This window comes from Paenibacillus sp. D9 (assembly GCF_001188365.1).
Classification (GTDB): Bacteria; Bacillota; Bacilli; order Paenibacillales; family Paenibacillaceae; genus Paenibacillus_O; species Paenibacillus_O humicus.
Genome location: NZ_JZEJ01000001.1, coordinates 4,293,318 through 4,306,689, shown reverse-complemented (window position 1 = coordinate 4,306,689; position 13,372 = coordinate 4,293,318). Strand labels below are relative to the sequence as shown.

Genomic DNA, 13,372 nt, shown 5'->3' with positions numbered 1-13,372 from the left:
ATTTCACTTCCCTAATGGAATATGAGTACCGACACTCGACCCACCTATTTGTCCTGTAAATGGATTAATGTATGATGTCGGTGTTCCTTCAGCATCTAATCGAGCATCAAAGCGAGGTTGATTGCTTCCTGCTTCCAGTCCTGGCCTTGTACTTGTTTCAGGTTTCAGCTTCAACCTCCAACTAAATTTTCCATTGGCGTCTTTTACTCCCCATTGCTCGACGCCACCAGCAGTATCTTGTCTCACCCATCCCTTTTCTTGTGCCCAAGTTCTCAAATTAGCGGTGTTCTTAGCAATGCTTCCAGTGTCTTTAACTAAAGCATTTCCCGCACCCTGGGAAACTCTCATTTCCCGTAACATTAGCCGCTCCTGTTGGAGACTAGCAACGGAGGCTGTATTCCCACGAATAACTGTCGTCGGAAGTCTACCACTGGAACCTCCTCCGCTTGAACCGTTGACCGCTGGATTACCTCCAATCAAACTTCTAAAGTTCATCGAAGCTCCACTTCGGAAATCACGATCGAATCTTGCATGACCACTAGGATCAGTAGCGACTAAAGGATTATTCTCAACATAAGTATACTGATTCAAACTTAATGGATTCTTTATCTCCCCTTCATACGTATCTTCAATAATAAACCGCCCCACGCTCGGATCATACCAGCGTGCCCTCAGATACTGTATCCGAGCAATGGAGTCCCAGTATTCACCAGAATACAGGAATGGATTTGACTTCGTTTCTTTACTTGTGATGAGCCCGCCCCAAATATCGTACTGATACTGGTTTTGACTGGTGTTCCCTGTACTGTCACGGAGCTCCGTCACATCTCCGTGTCCGTTGAGCAATAGAGGACAATTGTTATTTACTCAACAAAAACTGGTTAGTGCAGTTGTTTTAACCACTTACAAGTATGATGCAAATGGCAATCTGATTAATAGAATCAAAGTCCCGGGGACAAAAATGGATCTACCCGTATATGAAGGCAATCGCTCTTTTAACCTCTCGGCATGGTGGATTAAACAATATGACATTAGAGGCATCCATCAAATCGTGAAAATTCAACCGAACAAAATGCTGAAGGTCAAAACTGCCGTCAATGTCCAGAGCTTGTATAAATCTAAGGTCCAGCTTTATGTCGACTATTACAATGCCACAGGACATTATTGATGCGACTGTTTCGGATCTGAGTCAAACGACGAACGGAGCTTTTCAAATAATGGAAACCCAAATCAACACACCTGAACAAGCCGCTTTGCCCGTTATTTTTCGCGCTCTGGAAGAAAATGCCGGTGGGATCATTTATGTAGAAGATGTTAATGTCACTTATGGGTAACGAAGCGTTGTTTTCTATTTTTTATCAAGCCAATGATCTAAGTCTATTTCTTTTGCTTATGACTTTCCATTCTTCAGGACCTAGAGAACGAGCTTCCCGATCACGCCGTCCTCGAGAACAAACACCCCTTCTCCCTCCGTCCTCTCCAACCCGCCATTGCGGAAGTACAGGCCGCAGTCCTCATCCACGCCGTAATGGGCGCGATAATCGGGATATCTGTCGGCAGAGGCCAGAAGCTGCTTCTCGTCCTGCCATTGGGAAAAATGAACGGCAATAGAGATTCCATGAACCAGACCGAGTCCCCTCCGGTCCTGATAAGCAGACTCCTCGTTATCCTTCGGCGAGATCAGGCAGCGGTCCGGGCTGAGCAGCGCTCCCGCCGAAAACCCCGCCACCGGAATGCCGGCTGCCTGCCTCTCCGCGATCACCGGGCCGATCCCGGTCTCGACGATATAATCCGCGTACAGGTTCGTATCCCCGCCCCCGATAATGATGCCGCTGCTGGCGCGGAGAGCTTCGACCGCCTCGATCTCCGGCGTCGTCGGAAGCGGCACATAGCGGAACCGCGCCACTCCCCGCTCTTCCAAAGCCTTCGTATAATGAGGCATATACTCCTCCCATCCCGGTCGATCCACGCACAGAATGGTTACGAGCGAGCCAGCCCCGCCGGCCAGCTCTGCGAACCGCGCGGCCAGCCCCGTCGAGAACGGCGGCCCTCCCCCGAACAAGAACAAATGCGTTTCCATTTCACTCCTCGCGTCCCCTCAATAGATGTAGCGGTTCAAAAATTCATTGCGGAATTTGCCGGCGGGATCGTACCGCAGCAGCAGCCGGCGGAAATCCGCGAGCTTCTCGTAAAGGGGCTGAACCTCGCCGGGCGGCAGCGCGAACAGCTTGGCCCAGTGCGGACGCGCCCCGAGCGGGCGCAGCGCTTCTTCGATGACGGGCAGCACGCGGCCGACCGCCTCCACGTCCTGCTTCCAAGTGAAATGGATTCCGACCGAATCCTGTCCGAAGCAAGGGCTCATCCAGAGCCGATCCGCGGCAATCGTGCGGACCTCGGAAATGTACAGCAGCGGCGCAATCAGATCCCGAAGACCGTCGATCGCGCGCAATGCCTCGACGGCCTTGTTCCTCGGGACGAAATACTCGCTCTGCAGCTCTTCCCCGGCGCTTGGGGTGAAGTCCATGCGGAAATGCGGCAGCCTCTCATGCCAAGGACCCGCGACGCCCATCTGCTCGCTGCAGACGGCTCCGGAATGGCCGGGCACCGGATGGCGGTTGTCCGTGGCGGCAACCGCTCCGAAAAACTCTCCGTCCGGCTGGTCCGAGGACGCCGGATCCCCGACGCGGCGCTTCAGCCACACCTGATTGAACGAGGATGCCTTCCAGTCCGTGAACAGGCTGACGCTGTAGCATGCGGACAAGATCGCTTCGGCGTTCCGCTCCAGCTGTTCCAGCGGCAGCTGCTCATACACATGCTGGGTCATCTCGAAGGTGGGAACGATATCCAGCGTGACCTTCGTGACGACGCCCAAGCCGCCAAGCCCGACGACCGCTCCGTGAAACTCCTTGGCATCCGGCATGTCGCGGGAGAGCGTCACGGTCTCTCCGTCGGCAGCGACCATCTCCAACGCATGGACGGCGGCAGCCAGATTGCCATTGAGGACGCCCGAGCCGTGCGTCGCCGTGGCGATCGCGCCTGCGACCGTGATATGCGGCAGCGACGCCAGATTGTGCAGCGCAAAGCCTCTCTCATGGAGATAGCGGGCCAAATCCCCGTACCGGATGCCGCCTTCGACGGCGACCTTGCGGTTCGCGGAGTCGAGCTCGACGACCCGGTCCAGCTTTTGCAGCGAAATCAGGCTCCCGGCCGTATCCGCGATGCCGTTGAACGAATGCCGCGAGCCCAGCACCTTGATTCGGGAACTTCGAGACACCCATTTCTGTATATCCGATACACTCTTGGGGACCAGAATCTCCGTTGCTCCGTACTTGTAATTGCCTGCCCAGTTGCGCTCGTTGACCATTCTCGTTCACCATTCCTCCTATAACCGATGCCTATATCTTGTACTTCGGGTTCCATGCCGCGAATCCCTACCTGCGTTCGGCACGATTCATGGCATTGGGCTCGTAGATACGGCATAAATCGCCAAGAGGAGAATCAACAGCAGGAATCCCGGAATAAATAAAAACAAGCAAAACAAGAGCCTTTCACGGAACATAAAGGAAGGCCATTTCAGAGGACGAGTGAACTAACATGGCGGCCTATCTTCTCCCGTCAGACTACATGCTTTTTTACTGGGTCTTGCACATCCCCCCAACCATCCGCTATACTGGGAAAAATTTAATTGCGACAAGCGATGAACGGGGAAGTACCCGGCCGCGCCTGCATGCAGAGAGCCGGGAGGGTGGGAACCGGCTGCGGCAGGCCGGGGAAACGGTCCCGCGAGCTGGCGCCCGAACTCCGCCTTGCGGCGGATGCGTAGGCGCGCCCGGACTGGCCGATACCCTGCCGAGTTGCCTCCTGCTTGCAGGTCCATGCTCTCCAACCGGGAGCATGTCCTGCCCGCAGGAGGCCGACAAGAGTGGCACCGCGGACCTCACAAGGCCTCCGTCTCTTTTGAGACGGGGGCTTTTTGCCGTTCTCGCATGCAAATCGAATAAGGAGGAATGGACGATGACAACGCTGAAAAGATCTGCCGCTGCGCTGCTTGCCCCGCTGACGGGGCTGACCGGGGAGGAAATCGCATCACGGCTGGAATACCCGCCCGATGAAGAGATGGGCGATCTGTCCCTGCCCTGCTTCCCGCTGGCCAAGGAGCTGCGCCGCTCCCCGGCGGCGATCGCGGAGGAGCTCGCCGGCCGGCTGAACGGCGAGACCGATAATCCCGCGCCGGCGGTTTTGCCGGATGATGCGGGATGGAAATCAAATGCCGGCCTCCTTGGGACCGAATTCGGCGATGGACCCATCATTCATTGGCATGCCCATGCCGCCGGCGGCTACGTGAACCTGCGCGCCGCAGGCACCGGCTGGATGGAAGCCCTGCTCCGGGAAGCGGAGTCCCCCGGGCTCGGCCAACTCTCCGACGGAGCAGGCAAGAAGGTCGTCATCGATTATTCCGCTCCGAACATCGCCAAGCCGTTCAGCATCGGGCATCTGCGCTCGACGGTCATCGGGCGCGCCTTGGCGAACCTGCACCGCGCGGCGGGGTGGCGGGTCGAGACCGTCAACCATCTCGGAGACTGGGGCACGCAGTTCGGCAAGCTGATCGCGGCCTACAAGCATTGGGGCAGCCGCGAAGCGCTGGAAGCCGACCCCATCGGCGAAAGCCTGCAGCTCTACGTCCGCTTCCACGAGGAGGCGGATGCCCGTCCCGAGCTTCTCGACGAAGGCCGGGATTGGTTCCGCCGCCTGGAGCTGGGAGACGCGGAAGCACGCGAGCTGTGGTCCTTCTTTATCCGCGAAAGCCTGAAGGAATTCAACCGCTTGTACGACCGCCTGGGAATCGAGTTCGATCATATTCTCGGAGAAAGCTTCTACAACGACAAGCTGCAGGCCGCCGTCGCGAGGCTGGAGCAGGCCGGACTTCTAGAGGAGAGCGACGGGGCTGCCGTCGTCCGCCTGGACGAGGAGAACCTGCCTCCCTGCCTCATTCTGAAGTCCGACGGCTCCTCGATCTACGGCACGCGCGATCTGGCCACGGCTCTGTACCGCCGGGAAGCCATGCAGGGCGACAAGCTGCTTTACGTGGTCGGGGCGGAGCAGATCCTTCATTTCACTCAGGTGTTCCGGGTCCTCGACAAGCTCGACGGCTCCTGGAAAGACGTGCAGCGCGTGCATGCGCCGTTCGGCCTGATGAAAATGGACGGCAAGAAAATGTCGACCCGCCGCGGCAAGGTCGTCTTCCTGCAGGATGTGCTCGACGAGGCGGCGCAGCGCGCCCTCTCGGTCATCGACAGCAAGACGCCGGATCTGCCGGACAAGGAGGCCGTCGCGGAGGCGGTCGGCATCGGCGCCGTCGTCTTCGGAGACCTGCGCAGCCGCCGCATGCTGGAGGTCGACTTCAATATGGATGAAATGGTCAGCATGGAAGGAGAGACCGGACCTTATCTCCAGTACACGTACGCCCGCGCCGCCAGCCTGCTGCGCAAGGCGGCAAGCCGAAAGCTTGCTCCCGCCGGGCCGTCCGGGCCGTCCGGCTCGGCGCCCGCCGGCGAGCCGGACGGCCCGGACGGCTGCCCCGACAGGCTGGAAGCCTTGTCCGCGCCTGCCGCCAGAGCCTGCCTGATGGCTGTCGGCACCTATGCAGAGGCCATTCGCGGCGCGCTGCGCGAGCACGAGCCGTCGGTTCTGGCCCGCTACCTGCTCGATCTGGCGAAGAGCTTCAACCGGTTCTACAACAGCGAACGCATTCTTGGAGCCGACGAAAGGGCCGGCCTTGCCCGCATCCGTCTCACGGGAGCCGCCGCCTCCGTGCTTAAGCACGGCCTCCATCTGCTGGGCATTCCGACCCCGGAAAGGATCTGAATAGCCGGACGGAGCACGAAGGCCGGGCGGGCAAAGAAGGCCCGGTGGAGCAGGGCTGCTTCTGCGGAAATCGAAGGGAGAACGGCTCTTTCCAACCATGCAGGCAAGGACATCGGGAACCGGGACAAATTTAACTGCAAAGTTCAATTTAACTATTGATTGATAGGGATTGAAATGGTAAAATTTGTTTACGAACACATGTCCCCCTCACTTGAAAGGAGCTTGATTCCACCATGCCGGAACGAAAAAACATCTCTCCAGACAAAAAAAGGCCCTCCGAGGCGGAACAGGACGAGCGCGTCCTTCTGCTCGCCAAGCAGCTCCTGCTGAAGCACCGCATCGCTTTCCGCAAGCTGGCGCATCGCTCATGACGACCAAGCTGACCATTCCCCAGCTGATCGAGATCCACATGCTTCATCAGGATACGTACGGCGTCTTGCCGGGATTCCGCAATCCCGGCTTCCTGCTTCAAATCGTGGATCGTCCCTTTCACGAGAGCTTCGGCTCCTCGGATTCCGACAGCCTGATCCGGCAGGCCGCGCTTTACTGGCATGGACTGGCCCGCTCCTTCGCTTTTCGGGAGGGCAATGCCGCCACGGCGATGCACGCTATGCTCACCTTCCTGCTTGTGAACGGCTGCGAGCTGGAGATCGATGAAGACGATCTCGTCGACGCGGCCATCCTGGCGGCAACCTGGAAGATGGAGCTGGACGAGTGCGAGGCCTGGATCCGCGCGCGCTGCCCGGCCGAGCATGGGCTGAAGGCCCCGTCGCCATCGCTGTCCCCTATGGACAAACCTCTGGCCTGAACCTTATGATAGATGGGATTGTTCCATATTCAGAATCATTCGGGTGCTTGCGCGGACATGTCCGATTCCGCCAGGCTTAATAGGGAAGTCCGGTTGAAGCCGGCGCGGTCCCGCCACTGTGAATGCCGAGCCTCTGCGCATGCAGCCACTGCCTTTATGGCGGGGAGGGGCGCACGAGACGATGAAGCTGTAGCCAGGAGACCTGCCCGAATGTCTGCGCATCAATGCTCTTCGGGGGGTGGGAGCGGATGCGGCTGAGCTGCGGCCGACCGATACGGTCTATTTCCGCAGCCCATCTATGGGTACATTTTCGCCGCCCTCGAGGCGGCTTTTTTCTTTTCCCTTCAAGCCTTGGCGTATGGGGCTCTTTTCCTGTCCAGCCTGAATTTTATCGGCTCCATTGTCCCCCTCAAGCGAAGCGGACGAGATTCGCCTGTTCCGGCACATGGGAAGCCGCGATGTGCCGGAGCCCCCCGCAGCGGCTACTACTATTTCCGAAGGAAGGTCGATCCGTTTTGAAACGCATGCTTACCCGAGCCTCGCTGTCCTGGATGCTCATGCTCGCCCTTATCGTCTCCCTTCTTCCCGCAGGCGCCGCGCCTGCATCCGCAGCTCCCGATACCGCAAGCGCCCTGCGCCAAGCCGGCCAGACGCTGCTCAAAAGCGGAATCTCGTCGGATTGGGATGCCATCGCCGCCTCTCAAGCCGGCCTCGAGCTTCCGGCATCCTATGCGGCCGGACTCGCCAAGACGGTGCGCACGGAAGCCGCCGGCTTCACCAAAGTCACGGACCTGGAGCGTACGGCGCTCGCGGTGACTGCGATCGGCGAGGACGCCTCCTCCTTCCAGGGCGTCAACCTGATCGAGCGGATCGCCAACAGCAGCCGCATGACGAGCCAAGGCGTCAACGGTCCGATCTATGCTCTGCTTGCGCTGGATTACGGCGCTTATGAAGTGCCTGCCGCCGCGAAATGGACGCGCGAAGCCCTTGTGGCCGAAGTGCTGAAGCATCAGGCGCAGGACGGAAGCTTCGCTTTCGACGGCGAAAAATCCGGCAATCCCGATCTGACGGGCGCCGCCCTTACCGCACTTGCTCCTTACCTGGACAAGCCGGAAGCCAAGCAGGCCGGCGAGCGAATCGTCTCCTGGCTGGCCAAACAGCAGGATAAGGACGGAGGATTCACGAGCTACGGCGAATCCAGCAGCGAAAGCATCGCCCAGATCGTCATCGGCCTCGCCTCCGCGGGCGTCGACCCCGCGGACAGCCGTTTCGTCCAAAACGGCAAAGGGCTGCTGGACAAGCTGTTCACCTTCCGCAATGCGGACGGCAGCTTCTCCCATTCCCTGCCGCTGGCCGCCAATGCTTACGGCGCCTATCAGTCCGTCCAGGCTTTGACCGCCTACGAGAAATTCAAGAACGGCACCGGAAGACTGTACGCCAAGCCCGCTCCAAGCGTAACCGTGAGCGTGGAAGGACCGAACGCCACGCTGCTGGCAAGCGGCGTTGCCCGCGCCGTGTATGCGCTGGATGCATTGACGCAAGCCGCATCCGACGCCAAGCTGGCCGTGGAAGTGAAATCGATGCAGTTCGGCAAATACGTCGCTTCCATCGGCGGCATTGAAGGCGGCAAGTTCGGCGGCTACGACGGCTGGCTGTTCGCCGTCCAGCGCGGCGGTGCCTGGATTACGCCTTCCGTCGGCATGGGCGACTTCGCTCTGCAGAAGGGCGACCGACTGGCCGTCTTTTATGGAGACAACACGCAGCTGATCAGCTCCGCAGCGGTCAGCCCGCGCCAGCCGCGCGACAACGAAGCCTTCACCGTCCAGGTAAGCCAGCAGACCTGGGATTACACCGCCAACGCCTATACCGTCACCCCCGCTGCCGGAGTGAGCGTGAAAGCCGGCTCCGTGACGGCAACTGCCGATGCATACGGCACGGCCCGCTTCCAGGCGATGCCGGCCGGCAGCTATGACCTGACGGTGACGGGCTACAGCGACGCCAAGGCTCCTTCCGTGCTGAAGCATGTCCAGAAGCTGACCGTCGGCTCGACCTCCGCCCTCTTCTCCGACGAGAAGGAAATCGCGGCATGGGCCCGCGATTCCGTCCATGACGGCTATGCTTCCGGTCTGATCAGCGGCATCTCCGGCAACGGTGCGGCTCCTGCATTTGCGCCGAAGCAGAAGCTGACGCGTGCCGAGTTCGCTTCGCTGATCGTGCGTCTGCTCGGCCTCGAGCCGGCTTCGTCCGCGAGCGCAGCCTTCACCGATGTGAAGGCCGGCAGCTGGTACGAGCAGGCTGTGGTCACGGCTTCCGCCAGCGGCATCCTGACCGGCACCGGCGGCGGCAAGTTCCAGCCGGACGCGCCGATCAGCCGCCAGGATATGGCCGTCATTTTCGCCCGCGCCTTGAAGCTTGACCTGTCCGCAGCCCCTTCGGGCGACATCAGGGACATCAAGTCCGTCTCCGCTTACGCGGCATCGTCCGTGAACGCCGTTCACGGCACCGAGCTGATGGTCGGCGACAAGGACGGCAACTTCAATCCGAAAGCGACCGTAACCCGCGAGATGGCGGCGGTAGCGATCTTAAACGCGTACGAGAGCCTCGCTAAAGCGGCCAACTAGCACTCCCCGTCGTTTCACCGAACGGCAGCCAAGGGCCTTCCGACCGGAAGGCCCTTTTCGGCATCATTCAACAGTCGAGAAGGAATAGAACGTTGCGGCGCGGCTCGATGCGCGGCTGATCTCCGGCAGACCGTAGAGGAAACCCGGGAACCTCCGGAAGCCTGGAGGTTGATGCTCACCCCCTGCTCCGGAGATGATTTTATCTTGGAATCCCTTTGCCGCTGCGCCTCCTGCTCAAGATTTCAGTACCGCAGTGAACTGGATTCCGCAGATTTCAGCCCTGGCCGCGGCGCAATCGACCGGTTTGTAATCGCCAAGCCGGGGAATTACAATGGAGGAAGCTTATTTTTCATTACGGACGCGGCTGCCTTCTCATCCATCCTGGCGGCGCGCAAAGGAGATTCCCGTGGCTAACTACCGTTGGAGCCGGAAGGCGTTCTGGCTCAGTCCTTTCGTCGTCTTTACGCTCTCTCTTGTGTTCAAAATTTATTTGGCCGCTTTCGTCATCTACGGCGGCGAGCATGTATGGCTTCCTCTGCTGACGAGCCTGCCGTCGGTGTGGGCCGCTTATTTCCTGATCGAGCTGCTCGCCAGGAAGCGCAAGCTGATGACGTATCTCATCGTCAACCTGCTGCTGACGACCGTCTATTTCGCCGTCATTATGTATTACAAATATTTCGGCATCATCGTCACTTATCACGCGCTCATGCAGATCGGGCAGGTCACAGAGGTGAAAGGAAGCGTCTTCCAGCTGCTTCATCCCTACTTCCTGCTCATCTATGTCGATATCGTCGCCGCCTGGCTGCTGCTCGGCTTCAGCGGCACATTCCGCCGCGCCTGGCGCGGCTTGGCCAACCGCAGGCTGATGCCGGCCTGGATTCCGGCCTCGGGATTCATCCTGATGCTGGCCGTATGCATGGCCATCGTCTGGCCGAATCGCGGCATCTCCAACGAGCTGGTGCAGAACGAGCGCATGGGCATCCTCAATTACGAGGTGTTCCTGATGGCGACGGCGGGGAACGAGAAGCTCGTTCCCGCCTCGACCGTCACGCAGGAGGCCGTGAACAAGCTCAAGGGGGTGGCGGCTCCGCAGCAGCCGCTCTATGCGGGCGCCGCCAAAGGCCGCAATGTCATCGTCATTCAGCTCGAAGCGTTTCAGAACTTCCTGCTCAATAAAACCGTGGAAGGCAAGGAAATTACGCCGAACCTCAACAAGCTTATTCAAGAGAGCGCGTATTTCCCCCGCTTCTATCAGCAGGCCGGTTCGGGGAACACCTCCGATGCGGAATTCCTGACCAATACCTCCTTCTACGTGCCGCTGCGCGTGCCGGCGACTCAAGCCTATGCGGACAAATCCCTCCCCTCGATGCCGAAGGCGTTCCGGGCGGAAGGGTATGAAGCGCTCACGTTCCATACGAACGATGTCGCGTTCTGGAACCGCAAGGAGCTGTACAAGGCGCTCGGCTTCAGCCGTTACTACGACACGGAGTTTTTCGGCGGCGAGGACAAGGTCGCGTTCGGCGCTTCGGATGAAGTGCTGTATGCCAAGACGGTGCAGGAACTGGCCAAGCAGCGCGACGAGGGCAAGAAATTCTACGCGATGCTCATCTCCATGTCCTCGCATCATCCGTACAACATCCCGGACCGCAAAGTGAAGCTGAAGCTGTCCGACACGTACAAGGACTCCTTCGTCGGGGATTACATCCGCGCCCAAAACTATACCGACTATGCCCTCGGACAGCTGTTCCAGGAGCTGAAGGATGCCGGCTTATGGGACAACAGCGTCATAGCCATCTATGGCGACCATATGGGATTGCCGATCTACTCCCTGTCAGACGGCGACCTCGATCTGCTGGAGAAGCTCGACGGACGCAAGTACGATTCCTCCCAGATGATGAATATTCCGCTCATCGTAACGGCTCCGGGCCTGCTTCAGGCTTCCGTTCAGACTCAGGTAGGCGGCCAAAGCGACATCTTCCCGACAATCGCGAATCTCGTCGGCCTGCCGATGGAAAACCATCTCCACTTCGGGCAGGATCTGTTCAACCAGCATAGCAACCTGCTGCCGGAAAGGTACTACCTCCCGTCGGGCTCCTTCATCGACGATAGCGAAATCTTCGTGCCCGGCACCGGCTTCGGCGACGGCAGCCGGATCATGCTGCCGACCGCGGCGGAAGCTTCCGCCAATGCGGCACGGCAGAATGGCTCGGCGGACAGCGGCGGCGGCGGCTTGGGCTCTGCAGGCGGCTCGGCGGGGAATGCCGGCGGCGGCTTGAATTCTACAAGCGGCTCGGCGGGGAATGCCGGCGGCGATAAAGGCGCAGCAAGCTTGGGCGGCGGCAAAGCAGGCGAAGCCAGCCCACAGCCAGGCAAGCCGGGCGAGCCTTCCGGCACCGGCGGCACGGCCGGTCTCGGCAACGCTGCCGGAACAGGCGCCAAGCCAGGCAGCGACGGCGCTACGCGCGACGAATTCGACCGCGCGCTGCAGCTGCTGCGCATGTCGGACAGCTATGTGCGCTCGCTGCCTTCCAACGGCAACGATCCCGAGCCGGAAGATGCAGGCGCGGAATCCCGCAAGTCCAAGTCCAAGTAAAATGCGAATGCCCGGCGGATACGGTTCCGCCGGGCATTTTTGTATGCTGCGATATGAAGAGCTTCATGAAGCCATACCTCATTGCGCTGTTTTCGGATCTGGTTTTAGAAGGCGTGAACCGAATGTTCCCAATGCCGTTCTCTATCGGACATACGTTCCGTTATTTAACGCAAAAGACTTCCTACCGCCCTGCTATCGGACATACGTTCCGTTATGGCTGCAATGTTCATCGCCAAGCCGATAGCAGCACGTAAATAGCGGAACCAATGTCCGATCATTTCCCAAATAACATGATTTTAGCGAAATAGCGGATCGTATGTCCGCCAGCATCAAAAAGACGCCTCATGCCGTGCTGCTTATCTCGAACAACCATGCCATTTCAATAACTGAACGACAGCAGAGTAACTCCCGTCATCGCGTCCACGACAACATTCGTCTCCAGGCCGCCAGCACCTGAATTCCCGGAAGCTGCCGGATCGATGCCGGAGCCGCCGCTTGCCGCACCGCTTACAAAGCTCACGACGTAAACGGGAGTGCGCATGAGCTTGCGGGTTTCGCGAAGGACAGGATTGGCCGCCAAGGCCTCGGGAGAGAAGGAGCTGAAATCCGGCTTGCTGATCAGACGATAGACGCAGGAGATGGAGGATGCCGTCTTGGCCACCTTCGGATAGGCCCATTTGGCATTCTGCACGGCGCGGCCTTGGGGGACGAGATTCAGAGGCGCCTTGTTCTCGACGCCGGGATTCTCGAGCTTGATGCCCAGCTTCTGCAGAAGAGAGTCATCCTGGGTAGCGGAGACAGAGATGGCGGAGCCCGCTGCCGCATCCGCGCGGCTGCCTCCGTGGTTGAAGTGCCAGCAGCCCAAGGCGACCAGCAGGCCGACCGCAATCAGCCCGACTCCCATCCATCTCGATTGATCTCTCACGGCGCTTCCTCCCTTACCCAGAATGGTTTCCGGCTTGGCGGCGCTGGTCCGGACACTTGCTCGTCCTCCCAGCCTATACAGTAGTAACGTATCTGCAAGGGACAGGGTTGCTTCGGGTCGGAAAAAGGCTTCTTCCAATTCAGTCCAATCCCGTTCCATTCGGATTCCGGAATCGGCATCCTAAACGGCCTAACGCCTGAGCGGTTCTCATGGTGTTGTTTGAAGCCGTTCAACTCTTTTCGACAGGTTTTTTCCTATTACCCCAGCCGGGAAAGCATTGAAACGAAATTGCGCCTTTTTGTGGCAAAGATGGGAGCGGAGGAGGATATGGAGCTGAGGCCAGCTGAAGCGAAACAGGAAAGAAGCCAAGTATCCCTCCGCTTGGCTTGTCCATTTTTTTCCGATGAATTGCTTGGCTTGTCCAGTGCTTCCGATGGCTCGCTAGGATTGTCAAGTTCTTCCGATGGCTCGCTAGGATTGTCCAATCCTTCCGGCAGGTCGCTTGGCTCGTCCATTCCTTCCGTTTGCAATTCCAAATGAATCGATTCTCCGCACCGCCT

10 protein-coding genes and 1 riboswitch are annotated in these 13,372 nt (G+C 59.1%); of the genes, 5 read left to right on the top strand and 5 right to left on the bottom strand.

Annotated elements, in window-relative coordinates:
- Positions 1-3: 3 nt before the first annotated feature.
- The 3 genes from VE23_RS27765 to VE23_RS19295 form a co-directional block, all read right to left on the bottom strand.
- Positions 4-825: an RHS repeat-associated core domain-containing protein gene (locus VE23_RS27765; RefSeq protein ID WP_307721826.1), complete on the bottom strand. Its 822-nt coding sequence runs from the start codon at positions 823-825 to the stop codon at positions 4-6.
- 589 nt (positions 826-1,414) lie between these two features.
- A complete protein-coding gene (locus VE23_RS19300) occupies positions 1,415-2,080 on the bottom strand; it encodes a Type 1 glutamine amidotransferase-like domain-containing protein (protein WP_048745216.1) in 666 nt (221 codons plus the stop codon).
- Positions 2,081-2,098: 18 nt separating this feature from the next.
- The gene (locus tag VE23_RS19295; protein WP_048745215.1) at positions 2,099-3,364 is read right to left on the bottom strand and encodes an FAD-binding protein; all 1,266 of its coding nucleotides are present in this window, start codon (positions 3,362-3,364) and stop codon (positions 2,099-2,101) included.
- A gap of 650 nt (positions 3,365-4,014) precedes the next feature.
- Between VE23_RS19295 and argS the strand changes: the two genes are divergently transcribed.
- From argS to VE23_RS19275, 5 genes are all read left to right on the top strand, one after another.
- Positions 4,015-5,865: an arginine--tRNA ligase gene (gene argS / locus VE23_RS19290; RefSeq protein ID WP_049868833.1), complete on the top strand. Its 1,851-nt coding sequence runs from the start codon at positions 4,015-4,017 to the stop codon at positions 5,863-5,865.
- A 233-nt stretch (positions 5,866-6,098) separates the two neighbouring features.
- Positions 6,099-6,236 carry a hypothetical protein gene (locus VE23_RS26660; RefSeq protein WP_021881727.1) on the top strand — a complete coding sequence of 46 codons (138 nt, stop codon included), beginning with the start codon at positions 6,099-6,101 and terminating at the stop codon, positions 6,234-6,236.
- The gene (locus VE23_RS19285; RefSeq protein ID WP_021881728.1) at positions 6,233-6,673 is read left to right on the top strand and encodes a type II toxin-antitoxin system death-on-curing family toxin; all 441 of its coding nucleotides are present in this window, start codon (positions 6,233-6,235) and stop codon (positions 6,671-6,673) included. The genes VE23_RS26660 and VE23_RS19285 overlap by 4 nt, the downstream gene beginning before the upstream one ends.
- Positions 6,674-6,697: 24 nt before the next feature.
- Positions 6,698-6,897, top strand: a riboswitch (cobalamin riboswitch).
- A 300-nt stretch (positions 6,898-7,197) separates the two neighbouring features.
- Complete coding sequence (locus tag VE23_RS19280) at positions 7,198-9,294, top strand: S-layer homology domain-containing protein (protein ID WP_232313087.1); 2,097 nt, start codon at positions 7,198-7,200, stop codon at positions 9,292-9,294.
- 406 nt (positions 9,295-9,700) lie between these two features.
- A complete protein-coding gene (locus VE23_RS19275) occupies positions 9,701-11,887 on the top strand; it encodes an LTA synthase family protein (RefSeq protein ID WP_049868832.1) in 2,187 nt (728 codons plus the stop codon).
- A gap of 379 nt (positions 11,888-12,266) precedes the next feature.
- On the opposite strand, the gene VE23_RS19270 is transcribed toward VE23_RS19275, so the two are convergent.
- On the bottom strand, positions 12,267-12,812 hold the full coding sequence (locus VE23_RS19270; RefSeq protein WP_021881985.1) for a hypothetical protein: 546 nt from the start codon (positions 12,810-12,812) through the stop codon (positions 12,267-12,269).
- A 257-nt stretch (positions 12,813-13,069) separates the two neighbouring features.
- Positions 13,070-13,348 carry a hypothetical protein gene (locus tag VE23_RS26655; RefSeq protein ID WP_157054001.1) on the bottom strand — a complete coding sequence of 93 codons (279 nt, stop codon included), beginning with the start codon at positions 13,346-13,348 and terminating at the stop codon, positions 13,070-13,072.
- Between the last annotated feature and the right edge of the window lie 24 nt (positions 13,349-13,372).